This window comes from Campylobacter sp. BCW_4323 (genome assembly GCF_001763115.1).
Classification (GTDB): Bacteria; Campylobacterota; Campylobacteria; order Campylobacterales; family Campylobacteraceae; genus Campylobacter_D; species Campylobacter_D jejuni.
The window spans coordinates 99,292-115,681 of record NZ_MJYC01000066.1 but is presented as its reverse complement, the minus strand read 5'-3'; the positions used below and the strand labels follow the sequence as shown (position 1 = coordinate 115,681).

At 30.6% G+C, this 16,390-nt stretch carries 10 protein-coding genes and 1 pseudogene; all 11 read left to right on the top strand.

Annotated elements, in window-relative coordinates; genetic code table 11:
• Positions 1 to 33 precede the first annotated feature (33 nt).
• The 11 genes and pseudogenes from ileS to AJN60_RS09420 all read left to right on the top strand — a co-directional run bounded on the left by ileS (position 34) and on the right by AJN60_RS09420 (position 16,262).
• A complete protein-coding gene (ileS, locus tag AJN60_RS07065) occupies positions 34 to 2,787 on the top strand; it encodes an isoleucine--tRNA ligase (RefSeq protein WP_070242931.1) in 2,754 nt (917 codons plus the stop codon).
• Positions 2,781 to 2,891 (top strand): hypothetical protein, encoded by a 111-nt coding sequence (locus AJN60_RS07060; protein WP_002870558.1) that lies wholly within the window; start codon positions 2,781 to 2,783, stop codon positions 2,889 to 2,891. The genes ileS and AJN60_RS07060 overlap by 7 nt, the downstream gene beginning before the upstream one ends.
• A complete protein-coding gene (gene gatA / locus AJN60_RS07055; RefSeq protein WP_070286163.1) occupies positions 2,888 to 4,249 on the top strand; it encodes an Asp-tRNA(Asn)/Glu-tRNA(Gln) amidotransferase subunit GatA in 1,362 nt (453 codons plus the stop codon). The genes AJN60_RS07060 and gatA overlap by 4 nt, the downstream gene beginning before the upstream one ends.
• A gap of 9 nt (positions 4,250 to 4,258) precedes the next feature.
• Complete coding sequence (gene guaB, locus AJN60_RS07050) at positions 4,259 to 5,716, top strand: IMP dehydrogenase (RefSeq protein WP_002878780.1); 1,458 nt, start codon at positions 4,259 to 4,261, stop codon at positions 5,714 to 5,716.
• A complete protein-coding gene (xseB, locus tag AJN60_RS07045) occupies positions 5,713 to 5,886 on the top strand; it encodes an exodeoxyribonuclease VII small subunit (RefSeq protein ID WP_002853034.1) in 174 nt (57 codons plus the stop codon). Before guaB ends, xseB begins: the two co-directional genes overlap by 4 nt.
• Positions 5,879 to 6,655, top strand: a complete 777-nt coding sequence (locus AJN60_RS07040; protein ID WP_070286162.1) for a carbon-nitrogen hydrolase family protein — start codon at positions 5,879 to 5,881, stop codon at positions 6,653 to 6,655. The genes xseB and AJN60_RS07040 overlap by 8 nt, the downstream gene beginning before the upstream one ends.
• Before the next feature lie 11 nt (positions 6,656 to 6,666).
• Positions 6,667 to 8,640, top strand: a complete 1,974-nt coding sequence (locus AJN60_RS07035; protein WP_070286161.1) for an LTA synthase family protein — start codon at positions 6,667 to 6,669, stop codon at positions 8,638 to 8,640.
• A gap of 63 nt (positions 8,641 to 8,703) precedes the next feature.
• Complete coding sequence (gene murC / locus AJN60_RS07030; protein ID WP_079860406.1) at positions 8,704 to 10,002, top strand: UDP-N-acetylmuramate--L-alanine ligase; 1,299 nt, start codon at positions 8,704 to 8,706, stop codon at positions 10,000 to 10,002.
• On the top strand, positions 9,995 to 10,345 hold the full coding sequence (locus AJN60_RS07025) for a hypothetical protein (protein ID WP_044780225.1): 351 nt from the start codon (positions 9,995 to 9,997) through the stop codon (positions 10,343 to 10,345). Before murC ends, AJN60_RS07025 begins: the two co-directional genes overlap by 8 nt.
• Positions 10,335 to 12,545: an endonuclease MutS2 gene (locus AJN60_RS07020; RefSeq protein ID WP_079861566.1), complete on the top strand. Its 2,211-nt coding sequence runs from the start codon at positions 10,335 to 10,337 to the stop codon at positions 12,543 to 12,545. The genes AJN60_RS07025 and AJN60_RS07020 overlap by 11 nt, the downstream gene beginning before the upstream one ends.
• A gap of 8 nt (positions 12,546 to 12,553) precedes the next feature.
• Positions 12,554 to 16,262 (top strand): annotated as a pseudogene (locus tag AJN60_RS09420) (N-6 DNA methylase).
• The last annotated feature ends 128 nt before the right edge of the window (positions 16,263 to 16,390 follow it).

The window sequence follows — 16,390 nt, the reverse complement described above, 5'->3', positions numbered from 1 at the left end:
GAATTTAAGATTATTAAAAATTAGGTGGAAAAAATGGACTACAAAGAAACTCTACTTTTGCCCAGCACTACTTTTGCTATGCGGGCGAATTTAGCGGAACTTGAACCGCAAAGATTTAAAAAATGGTTTGAGCAAAGTTATGCTTATGAAAAAATGAAAGAAAATCGCAAAAATGCGAAAAAAAGTTTTACCTTACACGATGGCCCCCCTTATGCTAACGGACATATCCATATAGGACATGCTTTAAATAAAATTTTAAAAGAAACTATTATCAAAACGCATTATTTTAAAGGTGAGAGTGTGCGTTTTACTCCAGGGTGGGATTGTCATGGTTTACCTATAGAGCAACAAGTAGAAGTAAAGCTTGGAGAAAAGAAAAAAAGCTTAAGTAAAAAAGAAATTCGTGAGTTTTGCAGACAACATGCGAGTGAATTTGTAGATATCCAAAGAGAAGAATTTAAAAATTTAGGCATTATTGCAGATTGGGATAAGCCTTATTTGACTATGAAATTTGAGTTTGAAGCAGCGATTTATAGAACTTTATGCGAGATTGCTAAAAAAGGCTTACTTTGTGAGCGTTCTAAACCTGTTTTTTGGAGTTGGGCGGCAAAGTCAGCTTTAGCAGAAGCTGAAGTAGAATATCAAGATAAAGAGGATTATTCTATTTTTGTGGCTTTTGATTTGGATATAAAAGCTTGTGAAAAATTAGGCGTTTCAAAAGCAAGTGCAGTGATATGGACAACTACGCCTTGGACTTTGGTGGCTAATCAAGCTATAGCCTTAAATCCTAACGAAAATTATGTGATCACTAAAGAAGGTTTGATTTTTGCAAGTGCTTTACTTAAAAGTATGGTAGAAAAAGGACTTACAAGTGGAGAAATTCAAAAAGAATTAAACGCAAAAGAATTTGAAAAACTTGAAGCTATCAATCCTTTAAATGGAAGAAAATCTGTTTTAATTATGGGCGAGCATGTATTGATGGATGGTGGAAGTGGACTTGTACATACTGCACCAGGACATGGCGAAGATGATTACTATGCTTGTTTGAAATATGACATTGAGGTTTTAATGCCTGTTGATGATAGCGGATGTTATGATGAAACTTTAAGAGCTAAAGGGCTTTTGCCTTCTCATTTGCTTGAAGAGTTTATAGGTCTTCATATTTTTAAGGCCAATGAAAAAATTTTAGAACTTTTAGGCGAAAAACTTTTACATTCTTCTAAATTTATACACTCTTATCCATTTTGTTGGAGAACGCATAAGCCTGTGATTTATAGAGCTACTAAACAATGGTTTATTTTAATGGATGAACCAAAACTTCAAGGAAAAACTTTAAGAGAGTGTGCAAAAGAACAACTTTTAAAAACAACCTTTTATCCGCAAAGCGGAGTAAAAAGAATAGGTTCTATGGTGGAAAATCGACCAGATTGGTGTATTTCAAGACAAAGGGACTGGGGAACGCCTATAGCCTTTTTTAGAGATAAAAACACTAAAGAAGTGATTTTTGATGATGAACTTTTTGACTTTGTAGTAGCTATTTTTGAAAAACACGGTGCTGATGCGTGGTGGGAGTTTGAAATCAAAGATTTAATTCCTGAAAATTCAAAATATAAAGCTGAAAATTTAGAAAAAGTATATGATATTTTAGATGTTTGGTTTGATAGTGGAAGTACTTTTAATGCAGTTTTAAATAGCGGACTTTATGATGCAGGAGAAAAAAGAGCAAGTATGTATTTAGAAGGAAGCGATCAGCATCGGGGTTGGTTTCAAAGCTCTTTGCTTGTAGGTACAGCGATCAATGAAAGCGCGCCTTATGAAAGTATTTTAACTCATGGTTTTACTACGGATGAAAAAGGGCAAAAAATGTCTAAATCTAAAGGCAATGTGATTGCTCCTGAATATGTAGCAAAAACCTATGGAGTTGAAATTTTAAGACTTTGGATACTTTTAAGTGATTATTCAAGTGATTTAAAAATTTCAGACAATATCTTAAAACAAGTGGGTGAACAATACCGCAAAATAAGAAATACTATAAGATTTTTACTTGCTAATACAAATGACTTAAAAGATTTAGAAGTTAAAGAATTTAGTTTTATTGATAAATGGATATTAAGCCGTGCAACTAAAGTTTTTAAAGCAAGCAAAGAGGCATTTTTTGCTTATGAATTTGCTAAAGGTTTTAGTTTGCTTTTAAATTTCTTAAGTGCGGATTTAAGTGGGATTTATCTTGATATTAGTAAAGATAGGCTTTATTGCGATAATGAAAATGCTCAAAGAAGAAAATCCGCTCAAGTGGCTATGGCTTTGATAACAAAAGAGCTTTTAAATTTACTTGCTCCAAATTTAAGCTATAGCGTAGATGAGGCTTTAGAACATGCCAATGTTTTAATCAAAGGCGATGCAAAAGATGTATTTGATCTAAGTTTAACTCAAGATTTTGATTATGATTTTGGTATAGATGATACATTTTTAATGAGTGCTAGAGAGAAATTTTTTGAACAAATTGATATGCTTAAAAAAGATAAAATCATTAAATCTACTTTGGAATTAAATTTAAACATCAGTTTTAATAAATTCCCAAATGAGGAATTAGCCGATTGGTTTATGGTAAGTCAAATCAGTAATGAAAATGAAGAAATTTTGGCTGAATTTGAAGTAGAGAATGAGAAATTTAAAATCACCAAAGCTTCACTTTGTAAATGCCCAAGATGTTGGAAACTTCAAAGTAAAGATGAAGAAACGCCTTGTTTAAGATGTGAAGAAGTTTTAAAAGGGATTCAATGCTAGAAAATCCTATTTCAAATAGTATTATCATCACAACTATAGCGGTGGTTTTGGCTTTTAGTGCTTTAGCGGTATTTTTGATCAAAAAAACAAAGGAAAATAAATGACAACTTTAAAAGAAGCTTTAAAATACTCCAAAGAAGAACTTGAAAATTTAAAAAAAGAACTCAATGAAAAAGCAAAAAAAGAAAAAAAAATAGGTGCTTATATCGAACAATTTTTAGATAAGGACTTAAGTGTTTCAGGTGAAGGTGTGCCTGTAGCTATAAAAGATAATATCAGTGTAAAAGGTTGGGAGCTTACTAGTGCGAGTAAGATTTTACAAGGTTATATCGCTCCTTATGATGCAAGTGCGATTGTTAATTTAAAGGCTAACGGTTTTTCTCCTTTTGGGCGTTGTAATATGGATGAATTTGCTATGGGAAGTTCAACAGCGAGTTCTTGTTATGGAAAAACTTTAAATCCTTTAAATTTTGAGCGTGTTCCAGGTGGGTCAAGTGGTGGAAGTGCTGCTGCGGTAGTGGGTGGCTTGGCTTTAGCAAGTTTAGGTTCTGATACAGGAGGATCTGTACGCCAACCTGCGGCTTTTTGTGGTTGTGTAGGATTTAAACCGAGTTATGGAAGAGTAAGTCGCTATGGTTTGGCTTCTTATTCTTCAAGTTTGGATCAAATCGGGGTTTTAACGCAAAATGTAGAAGATGCGGCAATTTTATATGATGCGATCGCAGGATATGATAAAATGGATAGCACGAGTGCAAATATCGAGTTTATCAAAACCGCTCCAAATTTAAATGCAAATAAAAAATTAAAAATTGCAGTGATTGAAAATTATGTCAATGATGCAGATAGCGAAGTAAAAAACGCACTTTTAAAAACCATAGATATGTTAAAAGCTAATGGACATGAGATTGTATATAAAAATTTGCTTGATTCTAAGTTTGATATCGCAGCGTATTATATCATCGCAACAGCTGAAGCAAGTGCAAATTTAAGTCGTTATGATGGGGTGCGTTATGGCAAGCGTTCTGAAAATATCCAAAATTTAAAAGAAATGTATGTAAATACACGCAGCGAAGGTTTTGGCGAAGAAGTAAAAAGAAGAATTTTGTTAGGAACTTTTGTTTTAAGTAGTGGATATTATGATGCGTATTATATCAAAGCACAAAAAGCTAGAGCTTTTATCAAGGCAAAATATGAAGAAATTTTGCAAGATTGTAATCTTATTTTTATGCCTGTAACTCCTACAACGGCTTTTAAATTTGATACTCAAAAAAGCCCTATGCAAACTTATTTAGAAGATGTTTATACTATCTCTGTAAATTTAGCAGGGCTTGGAGGCATTAGTGTGCCTGTTGCAAAAGATAAAGAAGGGCTTAATATATCAGCACAACTGATTTGCAAAGCTTATGATGAACAAACCTTGTTAGATGGGGCTTTAAGTTTAGAACAAATGATTAAAAATTAAGGATGAAAGATGAAAATTGTAAAAAGAGCTTTAACTTTTGAAGATGTATTATTGCGTCCTGGGTATTCTGAAGTTCTACCTAAGGAAGTAAAAATTCATACTAAACTGACAAAAAATATCACTTTAAATATGCCTTTAATCTCTGCGGCTATGGATACAGTTACTGAACACAGGGCTGCTATTATGATGGCAAGACTTGGAGGGCTTGGAGTGATTCATAAAAACATGGATATAGCTTCACAGGTTAGAGAAGTAAAAAGAGTGAAAAAAAGCGAAAGTGGGGTGATTATCGATCCTATTTTTGTAAGTCCTAAAGCAAGTGTTGCAGAGGCTTTAGAAATCATGGCAGAGTATAGAATTTCAGGCGTTCCTGTAGTAGATGAAGATAAGAAACTAATAGGCATACTTACCAATCGTGATTTAAGATTTGAGAGTGATTTTTCAAATTTGGTTGAAAATGTTATGACTAAAATGCCTTTAATCACTGCTCCAAAAGGTTGCACTCTAGACGATGCGGAAAAAATTTTTAGCACCAACAAAGTAGAAAAACTTCCTATAGTTGATGAACAAGGACGCTTGGAAGGACTTATCACTATAAAAGATCTTAAAAAACGCAAAGAATATCCTGATGCCAATAAAGATGGTTTTGGAAGATTGCGTGTGGGTGCGGCTATAGGAGTAGGGCAAATGGATCGCGTGGATGCTTTAGTTGAAGCTGGCGTTGATGTTGTTGTGCTTGATTCTGCGCATGGACATTCTAAGGGTATTATTGATACGGTAAAAGCAATTAAAACTAAATATCCAAATTTAGATCTTATCGCAGGAAATATCGCTACTGCAGCCGCAGCAAAAGCACTTTGTGAAGCAGGGGTAGATGCGGTTAAAGTAGGTATTGGGCCAGGAAGTATTTGTACTACGCGTATTGTTTCAGGTGTGGGTGTGCCTCAAATTTCGGCCATTGATGAATGCGTAGAAGAAGCAAATAAATTTGGCGTTCCTGTGATAGCTGATGGCGGGATTAAATATTCAGGTGATATTGCAAAAGCTTTAGCTGTGGGTGCGAGTTCTGTTATGATAGGATCGCTTTTAGCTGGAACGGATGAAAGTCCAGGAGAGCTTTTTACTTATCAAGGAAGACAATATAAGTCTTATCGTGGTATGGGTTCGCTTGGGGCTATGCAAAAGGGAAGTTCGGATAGATACTTTCAGCAAGGTACCGCTCAAGATAAACTTGTTCCTGAAGGTATAGAAGGGCGTGTTCCTTATGTGGGAAGTATAAGAAGCGTGGTGCATCAACTTTTAGGAGGTTTGCGTTCTTCTATGGGTTATGTTGGGGCTAAAGATATAGAAGATTTTCAAAAAAGAGCTGAATTTGTTGAAATCACTACTGCAGGGCTTAAAGAAAGTCATGTACATGATGTTACTATCACTCATGAAGCACCAAATTACAAGGTCAATCATCAATGAGTTTTGAAGAAAATTTAAAACACGCTAATGAATCTTTGGAAAAATTAAACAATCAAGAGCTTGCCTTAGATGAAAGTGTAAAAATTTACAAAGAAGGTTTAGAGAGTATCAAAAAAGCAAGACTTGAGCTTGAAAAAGCAAAATTAGAAGTGGAGCAAATCGATGAGTAAAATAGCGGCTTTACAGTTTCCAACTTTAGCTTTAAGTGAATCAAGGCTTGATTATTATCTTAAAGCTTCAAAAGACAATGGGGCAAATTTGGTAGTTTTGGGCGAATATGTGATCAATAGTTTTTTTACAGAACTTTTACATATGCCAAGAAATATGATAAAAGAACAAAGCGAAGCCAAAAAAGAAAGTTTAATTAAATTTGCTAAAAAATATGAATTAGAAATCATCGCTCCTTATGTAAGCGTTGAAGCTAAAAATTATAAAAAACTTTGCTTAAAAGTTGCTCCAAATGGTGTCAAAAGTTATGAACAGCAAATTTTAATGCCTTATGAACATTGGAATGAAGAAAAATTTTTTAGCAACAAAACTCCATCAGAATTAAAAATTTTTACTTTTAATTATGAAAAATTAAAATGTGCTTTGCTTTTTGGTTTTGAGACACATTTTGATATTTTTTGGCAACAGATTATGGCGAAAAAAATTGATTTGGTTATCGTTCCTAGTGCTTGCACCTTTGAAAGCAAACAAAGATGGGAAGAGCTTTTAAAAACAAGAGCTTTTTTAAATTCTACAAGCATTTTAAGAGTAAATCGCATAGGCAAAACAAAAGATGAGTGGAATTTTTACGGTGATACTCTGTTTATCAACGCTTTTGGCAAGACAGAAAGTAGATTAGGTTCTGAAGAAGAAATGCTTATCATAGAGCCTAAAAAAAGCGATGAGGCAAGAAAACTTTGGGCTTTTGATAAAATTCTTAAGAATTTTTAAAGAAGGTGAACATGAGAAAAATTTTACTTCAAATTTTTATTTTTAGTGTATTATTTATAGTAATTTTTACCATTAATCGTATTTTAATGCAAAATTCTTTTATCCCTACTGGTTTAATTAATGATAAAAATGAAATCTTTTTAATGTATCTTTTGGGTGTTTTTCATGATATAAGATTTTTAAGCGCAGCGTTTTTACCATTCTTGCTTTGTGGTTTTTTAAGTTTAATTTTTTCTAATATAAAAATAAATAATAAATTAGCAATATATAGTAAAAATTTTTATTTCATTTTTTCAAGCATTTATATAATTATTCTTTCTTGTCTTTGTATAGGATTTTCTTATGCAAAATACTATTATTACGAAATTTACAAGACTAAATTTGATATTTTTATGTTTACTCTAAAAGATGATAATGCAAAAACTATTTTAAGTATTATTTATCATGATTATCCAATTTTAAAAATTTTAGCTTTAATGTTGATTTTTGGAGTCTTTGTATTTTTTTTAAATTTGAAAATATTAAATTTAAAGCTAAAACCTGTTAATTTAAGATTATTTCCCTTGATGGCTTTAAATTTAATATTAATTATTGTTTATGTTATAGCCTTAAGGGGTCCCTTTAAGCATGTGGCTATAAATGTACAAAATTATTCTTTTAGTGAGTATAGTGTTGTAAATGATACAATGTTAAATCCAATTATGGCATTTTCTTGGGCTTTAAAACAATATAAAGAAGAAGCAGCTTTGAAGGTTATCACACCTTTGAAAGCACAAGAACTTAAAGAAAAACTTTTTGATTATTGGCATCAAAGTCCTATAAATCTAAAAGCTGAAAAGAATCATCCTAGTGTATTTGTTAACTTAATGGAAAGTTTTGGGCTTAATTTGGCCGATTTTACAAATACGGAACATAATTTTTTGGGTTCGTTAAATAAACATTTTAAACAAGATTTTTTATTCAAACGCTTTTTGAGTTCTAGTAATGGAACTATACCAAGTTTTGCAAACTTATTTTTTGTAAGTCCATTTTCTAATATTTCTACAAGTAAATTTCAGAAAACTTATTTAGATTTAACACCTATTGCTGTTTATAAGAAAGCAGGATATAAGGTGATTTTTGTAAGTGCAGGTAATGGATCTTGGCAAAATATTAAAAATTATCTCAGTATTTTGGGAGTAGATGAGATTATAGATGAAAATATTTTAATGAAAGAGTATAATGGAGCAAAAGATAGCGAAAATGGTTATGGGGTAGCTGATGAGTTTTTATATAAAAAAGTTTATGACTTACTTCAAAAAAATCCACACAACACCCTTATAATTGCTCTTACTATTTCTAATCATCCACCTTATAAATTTCCGCAAAATGATTTGCCAAAATTAGAAAATATTCCACAAACTTTGCTTAATATGCTTCCTTATGAAAAAGATAAACAAGACAATATTATCAAAGCTTATACTTATGCAAACAATGAATTTGGAAAATTTCTAGATAAAATAAAACAGAGTTCTTTTAAAGATAGTGTCATTATAGCAGCAACTGGAGATCATAGAGTACGCGAAATGAGTATGGATTTAAATTCCCAAAAAGCTTTTGCTTATAGTGTGCCTTTTTATATTTATATTCCTAAGGATTTGCAAGATAATATTTATTATGATAAAGATCGTGTAGGATCTCATAAGGATATTTTTCCAACTCTTTATGCTTTAAGCTTAAGTAATGTTAAGTATTTAAGCGTAGGTGGAAGAAATATGTTAGCAAGACCAAATGATGAAAAATTAGAATTTGGGATCAATGATGCTGTATGGATTGATAAAAATGGCGTATATAGCGGTGCTAAGGGGTATTATTTTGAAAATAATAATACCTTAAAAGATACAAATCATGCCTTTGAACTCGATGAATATCATAAAAATTTCACTCAATTTTATAAAGAATTAAATCTTTATCAATTAAGTCAGCGTCTAGGCATTTCAAAATAGGATTTATATTTTCTTTTTAGTAAAAAAGTGCTAAAATTTGGCCTTTAAAGTATAAAGGTTTAAATGATGCAAAATATCCATTTTATCGGCATAGGTGGTATAGGAATTTCCGCTTTAGCAAGATTTTTAAAAGAAAAAGGCTTTAAGATTAGTGGGAGTGATCTTAAGGAAAGTAAAATTACTAAAGAACTTGAAAAAGAAGGGGTTAAGGTCAGTATCCCTCATCATAAAGACAATATTTTAAACAAAGATTTAGTTATTTACTCTGCTGCAATTAAAGAAGAAAATCCTGAATTTAAACACGCTAAAGAATTAGGCATTAAATGTCTTTCACGCAAGGAGGCCTTGCCTCTTATTTTAGAAGATAAGCGCGTTTTTGCAGTTGCAGGAGCACATGGAAAAAGCACAACTTCAAGCATTTTAGCTTCTTTGCTTGATGATGCTTCTGTGATTATCGGAGCGATTTTAAAAGAATTTGGTTCAAATATGATTTATAAAGAAAGCCGAAACCTTGTTTTTGAAGCTGATGAGAGCGATAGTTCTTTTTTAAATTCAAATCCTTATTTGGCTATAGTTACCAATGCAGAAGCAGAGCATTTAGATCATTATGGCAATGAAGTTTCAAAACTCCATCATGCTTATGTGGAGTTTTTAGATACGGCTAAAATTCGCGTGATTAATGCTGAAGATGAGTTTTTGAAAAATTATAAAAATGAGTCAATCAAGCTTTATCCGAGCAAAGATATCAAAAACTGCACCATGTGTATAGAAAATTTCAAACCTTTTACAAGTTTTGAGTTGAAAGATTTAGGTGAATTTAAGGTTTTTGGTATGGGATATCATTTAGCCCTTGATGCGTCTTTGGCGATTTTGGCGGCTTTAAATTTCTTAGATATAGAAACGATAAGAACTAGGCTTAAAAATTATCAAGGTATTAAAAAGCGTTTTGATATTTTACATGCTGATGAAAATTTGGTTTTAATCGATGATTATGGTCATCATCCAACCGAAATAAAAGCGACTTTAAGTGCAGCACAAGAATACGCAAAATTAGGTGGATATAAAAAAATCACAGCCATTTTTGAACCTCACCGCTACACGCGTTTGGCCGCAAATTTAAAGGAGTTTGCAAAGGCTTTTGAAGGTGTTGATGAGCTTGTAATTTTACCTGTTTATGCTGCAGGAGAAGAACCTATAGAGCTTGATTTAAAGGTAGTTTTTCCTAAGGCTTTATTTGTAGAAGATATTAAAAGAGAGGGTAAATTTTTGGTGGCTTCTAAGGGGCAGGTTTTTGAAGAAGGGCTTATTATAGGTTTTGGCGCAGGAGATATCAGCAATAAATTAAGGCAAAAGAATGAGTAGATTTTTTTTATATCTTTTAATCATCTTAATTTTAACCTTAATCACTTTTGCTTTGCGTGAAAAATTAGGCAAAAAAACTAAACCTTTTTTTGGTATTTTGCTTGTGATTTTTATTGTTTTAGCGGTATTTTTTGAATTTGAAAATACGCAAAAAAGTCATTTAAGAACAGATATTATCGTAGCTTTTAATCAAAATAAAAATATTTTATGTAAAGATATCAATGTTTCTAAGGCGTATTTTAATTATGAATTTGGTACAGGAAGTTTTATTTCAAAGGATAATAATCAAAGTTTTAATTCTTTAATCATAGATATTAAAGATTGTAGGTTAAATGATGAATGATACAAAAGAAGAATTGATCTCAAAGCTTGATTTAAACAGCTATTTAGAAGAGTTTAAAGCCCTTTTTGCAAGAGATAAGGAGATTTTTTTACAAGGAGATTCTAATCTTCATTTTAAACGCATACATGAGCTTTGCGAGGTGAAATTTCCTACTATGCCAGAGCTTAGCAATCTTGATAAAGCCTTAGTTCATTTAAGCAAGCAAGGAATTTTACATTTAGATGAAATTTTTGAATTTGTAAAAATTTTTCGTTATTTTGAAAAGTTAAAAAAAATAAAACTAGGAACAAATTTAGACTCTTGGCTACAAAAGATAGAATTTGTTAGCGGGGCTTTGGAGCTTTGTTTGAATTTCGATGAAAAAGGGGAGTTAAAAGAAAGTTTAGATGAAAGACTTGTAAATCTTAATACTGCTTTAAGATTAAAAAATGAAAGCATAATAGCTGAGTTTAAGAAATTTTGCTACACAAAAGCTTTGATGCCTTATCTTATCGATACACAAATCCATCTTATAAACAATCTTGAAGCCTTGCTTGTAAGAGGTGGGTTTAATCATGCTATTAAAGCAAAAATCATAGGCAGGAGTAGTAGTGGCGGCTTTTATATCGTGCCTTTAAGTGTTGAAAATTTGCAAAATGATATAGAAAAAATCAAAAATCAAAAAGAAGAAATTTATTATGAATACGCTAAAAATTTCTCAGCTTTTTTAGCAAAAAACCTACCTTTTTTAAAATTTATCAATACAGCCTTTGATCTTTTTGATCATTATAGTGCTAGGGTTTTGCTTGCTAAAAAAAGGGATTTTGAATTTATTTTGTGTGATCAAAGTACGGATTTGGTTCTTAAAAATTTCGCTCATCCTGCCTTAAAAAATCCAAAAAGCGTGAGTTTGGAATTTAAAAAACAAGTTTTAATCATCACAGGGGTAAATGCAGGCGGAAAATCCATGCTTTTAAAATCTATGCTAAGCGCAGCATTTTTAGCTAAACATCTTTTGCCTATGCATATCAAAGCAACTGAAAGTAAAATCGGTACTTTTAAAGAATTTGACGCTATTATAGAAGATCCGCAAAATGTTAAAAATGACATTTCAACTTTTGCAGGAAGAATGTTGCATTTTTCTAGGCTTTTTTCTAAGAAAAATTTGCTTTTAGGTATCGATGAAATAGAGCTTGGAACAGATTTTGAAGAAGCGGCTTGTTTGTATAGTGTGTTAATTTCAAAACTCATAGCTAATAATCTTAAAATCATCATCACCACGCACCACAAACGCCTTGCTATGCTTTTAGCAAAAAATGAGCAAGTTGAACTCATCGCTGCTTTATATGATGAAGAGTTTTCACGCCCAAAATATGAGTTTTTGAAAGGTACTATAGGAAAATCTTATGCCTTTGAAACCGCTTTGCGTTATCAGATTCCGCCGAATTTAGTTAGCGAGGCTAAAAAGCTTTATGGCGAGGATAAAGAAAATTTAGAAGAGCTTGTAGGTAAAAATATCAATCTTGAATTAGAACTAAAAGCTAAACTTGAAAATGTCGAGAAAAAAGAGCGAAAAGTTGATGAAATTTTACTTTCTTTAAAAGATCAAAAAGAAAAAAATGAACAAGAATTGCGTACGAGTTTGAGAAATTTAGAATTTAAATTTCACAAAGCCATAGAAGAAGCTAAAAAAACCATACAGCTTAAAGACATAAAAGACAAGCAAAGAAGTCTTAATAAAGCCAATGAACTTAAAAAAGAAATCATCTTGCCAAGTATGGAGCAAAACGAAGAATTGCGTGTGGGGGATTTTGTAAAATATGAAAAAATTAAGGGTAAAATCATAAGCATTTCTAAAAACGATGCTATGGTTGAAAGCGATGGGATTAAACTTCGTGTGCCTTTAAAACTGCTTAAAAAAAGTGGTGCAATGCCAAAAAAAGTAGCAAAAACAAGTATAAGCGTAAGTAAACCAAGCAATCTAAGTGTAACTTTGGATTTGCATGGACTCAGAAGTGATGAGGCTATTTCAAGGCTTGATAAATTTATTTCAGATGCTTTGATAGCGGGATTTGATGAGGTTTTGATCTATCATGGTATAGGCACAGGAAAACTTGCCTTTGCGGTAAGAGAGTTTTTAAAAACTCACAAAAGTGTTAAAGGCTTTAATGACGCACCGATCAATCAAGGTGGTTTTGGTGCTAAGGTGGTAAAACTATAAGGAAATAAATGATTACAAAAGATAATTTAAAACAAGTTTTAGAAAACTTAGGCTTTGAAAATAAAAATGAAAATTATGTAAAAACAATCAATAATTACACACCTTTAATAGATTATAAAAATGAGAGTATTAATTACCCAAAAGAAATAAAAATTCACGATAAAACTACTTCTAATTTTTCGCACCCTGAAAATTTTGTAGTTTTTGAATGTGTGTATAGACTTTTAGAAAAAGGTTATAAGGCTCAACATTTAGAGTTGGAGTCAAAATGGATCTTGGCAGGGATAAAAAAGGCGGTAAAGCTGATATTTTAGTAAAGGATAATGAAAACAATCCTTATTTAATTATAGAATGCAAAACTACAGATTCTAAAAATAGTGAGTTTGTAAAAGAATGGAATAAAATGCAAGGAGATGGTGGACAGCTTTTTTCTTATTTTCAGCAAGAAAAAGGTGTAAAATATCTTTGTCTTTATACAAGTGATTTTAGTGATAAGTTAGAATATAAAAATTACATCATACAAGCTTACGATAACGACGAATATCTAAAAGAAAAAGAATTACAAAATTCTTATAAAAAATCTAATAATATAGAGCTTTTTAAAACTTGGAAAGAAAGTTATGAACTGCAATATTTTGAACAAGGCATTTTTAAAGCAAATGTCAATGCTTGTAAAATTTTAGAAATTACTCCAAATTTTGATAATCTTAAAGAACTTAAAGAAGAAGGCAAATATCACGAATTTGCAAAAATTTTACGCAAGCATAATATATCAGGCAAGGAAAATGCCTTTGATAAACTTGTAAATATTTTTCTTTGTAAAATCTATGATGAAACTTTTAATAAAAACAATCTCAATTTGGATATTTTGGTGTAATGGCAGATACTTATGCAAATGTACAAGATAGATTAATGTGGCTTTATAAAGAAGCTATGAAAGAATTCTTAGGAGAGAAAATTACCTTTGTATCTAATGAAGATATAGAAAAAAAGACTTTAAGCAATTAAAGATAAAAACTTTAAAAGAAGTAATGCAAAATTACATCAAAGAATTAAAATTTTATTCAAATAATTATTTTGCATTTTTAGAAGTGCATAATAAAGAATTATTTTTAAAAAATGCACTTGTATTAAAAGAAATAGTAGAGCTTTTTGCAAATTACAAACTTACTCAAAACTCTACAAATCAATTTTTAGGCAATCTTTTTGAACTTTTTTGCAAAAAGGTATGAAGCAAGATGAAGGGCAGTTTTTTACTCCTATTCAAATTTGTGAATTTATTATGTATTCTTTACCGATTCAAGAAATGTTAAGCAAAAGCTCTAAAGCTTTAAGGGTGATTGATTATGCTTGTGGTGCTGGACATTTTTTAAACACCTATGCCAATGAGCTTAAGCGTTATCTAACAGAAGATGAGCTTAAAGAGCATTATAAAAATATTTATGGTATTGAAAAAGAGTATCGCTTAAGTAAGGTTTCTAAGGTATCAAGTGCAATGTATGGGCAAAATGAAATTAATATTTTATACGCTGATTCACTTGCTTCTTTTGAATTAGCAAATACAAATAATTTAGAAGGAGAAAAAGCAAAACCACAAATAGAATCAAATAGTTTTGATTTACTTATAGCAAATCCACCTTATTCTGTAAAAGGATTTTTAGAAACTTTAAGCGATAAATCTAAAAATACCTATAAACTTTTTAACGATGATATAAACATAGAAACAAATAATTCTATCGAATGCTTTTTTTGTGAGCGAGCAAATCAAATTTTAAATGATAATGCTAAAGCTGCCATTATCTTGCCAAGTTCTATTTTAAATAAAGATTCTATTTATAAAAATACAAGAGAAATATTATTTCAAAATTTTGATTTTATTGCCATTGTTGAGCTTGGAATCCAAACATTTGGTGTAACAGGGACAAATACGATTATTTTATTTTTACGCAAAAAAGAAACTTTTAAACAAGAAAATCATCTTATTTCTCAAGATTATAGTTTGATTAAAGAACGCATAGAATCTGAAAATTTAAAAGACAATGAAAACTTTTATCAAAATTATCTAAGTGCGTATTGTGATTTTAGAAAATTTGATAAAGAGCTTTATAGCAATTTTTTAAATGGCAGCTTAGATTCTAAACTTGTAGAGTTAGAATCCTTTAAAGATTATCGCAATGCATTTGATCAAACAAGTGATTATAAAAAATTTAAAATCTAAAATTTATAAAGAAAGTAAAGATAAGCAAGATTTAGAAGATAAAGCCTTTTTAGCTTATGCACAGGCAATCGAAAAGGATAAATTGCTTTATTTTTGTCTAAGTCTTAATCGTAAAATCCCCAAGTGATATAAAAGAACAAAAGAAATTTTTAGGTTATGAGTGGAGCAATAGAAAAGGCGATGAAGGTTTAAAAGAATTGCACGAGCCTTATTTGAGCCCACTTTTTGAAAGAGACAATCCACAAAATGAGACCAAACTTAATACTTTAATTTGTAAAGCATTTTTAAAAACTCTTAGCGATATACCAAAAGATTTGCAAAGCTATGCTAGTAAAGCAAGGCTTATTGATATGATGGACTTTGAAAAAGTGGAATTTAATAAAGCTATAAGTTTAAATCCAAAAACTCAAAGAGAAGAAATAAAGTCTCAATACCCATTGGTTAAATTGAAAATTTGTGGAGATTTTTTCATGGGAGGAACACCATCAAGAAAAAATATAAATTATTGGAATGGGGATATTAAGTAGCTAACAATTAGCGATTACTCTAATTGTCAAGTTATTATGGATACTAAAGAAAAAATTACAAGAGAGGGTTTTAAGAATTCTAATGCAAAAATGATACAAAAAGGTGCTGTTGTTGTTTCAATTTATGCAACTATTGGTAGAGTTGGAATATTAGGCGAAGATATGACAACAAATCAAGCTATAGTAGCTATTATTCCAAATAAAGAATTTATAAATAAATATCTTATGTATGCTATTGATTATTTTAAATTTCAATTATATAACGAAGTTATTATAACTTCGCAACAAAATATAAATTTAGGAATCTTGCAAAATATGGTTATTCCAAAACCACCGCTTGAAATTCAAAAACAAATCGTAGCAGAGTGTGAAAAGGTAGAAGAGCAGTATAACACAATAAGAATGAGTATAGAAGAGTACCAAAAGCTAATCAAAGCAATACTTCAAAAATGTGGTATTATAGATGATGGGGGGGGGTATGAGCTAAATTCTATTTTAGATAAAATTAATAATTTGTGTAAAATAAATTTGGATAGTGAATTTTTATCATCATTTAATAAAACAATTAAAGAATATGCTTTATCAAATCCAATTTTTAAACTAAGTATTGGAAAAAGAGTTTTAAATAATGAGCTGCTTGAAAATGGACAAATTCCTGTTTATAGTGCAAATGTGTTGGAAGTATTTGGATTTGTTAATAAAGAAATTTTGCAAGATTATGATAATGATTCTGTTTTGTGGGGTATAGATGGAGATTGGATGGTGGGATTTATACCAAAAAATAAAAAGTTTTATCCAACTGATCATTGTGGGGTATTAAGGGTTGATGATACAAAAATAAATGCTAAATACATAAGTTTTGTTTTAAATGAAGCTGGTAAAAAACAAGGATTTTCAAGAAAACTTAGAGCTTCAATAGATAGAATAAAAGCATTAAGGGTTAAACTTCCTTCTTTGGAATTTCAAGATTAAATAGCAGATATAACTGACAAGATTGAGAAAAAAATCAATGAATATAAAATAGAACTTGATAGATTAGAAAAAGAAAAAGAAAAAATCTTGCAAAAATATTTATTTTCTTAAAGCATTTTTCGCTAAAC

Excerpts from the sequence above, each read along its gene's own strand:
- ileS (WP_070242931.1), top strand. The coding sequence starts at position 34 with ATGGACTACAAAGAAACTCTACTTTTGCCCAGCACTACTTTTGCTATG.
- AJN60_RS07060 (WP_002870558.1), top strand. The coding sequence starts at position 2,781 with ATGCTAGAAAATCCTATTTCAAATAGTATTATCATCACAACTATAGCG.
- gatA (WP_070286163.1), top strand. The coding sequence starts at position 2,888 with ATGACAACTTTAAAAGAAGCTTTAAAATACTCCAAAGAAGAACTTGAA.
- guaB (WP_002878780.1), top strand. The coding sequence starts at position 4,259 with ATGAAAATTGTAAAAAGAGCTTTAACTTTTGAAGATGTATTATTGCGT.
- xseB (WP_002853034.1), top strand. The coding sequence starts at position 5,713 with ATGAGTTTTGAAGAAAATTTAAAACACGCTAATGAATCTTTGGAAAAA.
- AJN60_RS07040 (WP_070286162.1), top strand. The coding sequence starts at position 5,879 with ATGAGTAAAATAGCGGCTTTACAGTTTCCAACTTTAGCTTTAAGTGAA.
- AJN60_RS07035 (WP_070286161.1), top strand. The coding sequence starts at position 6,667 with ATGAGAAAAATTTTACTTCAAATTTTTATTTTTAGTGTATTATTTATA.
- murC (WP_079860406.1), top strand. The coding sequence starts at position 8,704 with ATGATGCAAAATATCCATTTTATCGGCATAGGTGGTATAGGAATTTCC.
- AJN60_RS07025 (WP_044780225.1), top strand. The coding sequence starts at position 9,995 with ATGAGTAGATTTTTTTTATATCTTTTAATCATCTTAATTTTAACCTTA.
- AJN60_RS07020 (WP_079861566.1), top strand. The coding sequence starts at position 10,335 with ATGATGAATGATACAAAAGAAGAATTGATCTCAAAGCTTGATTTAAAC.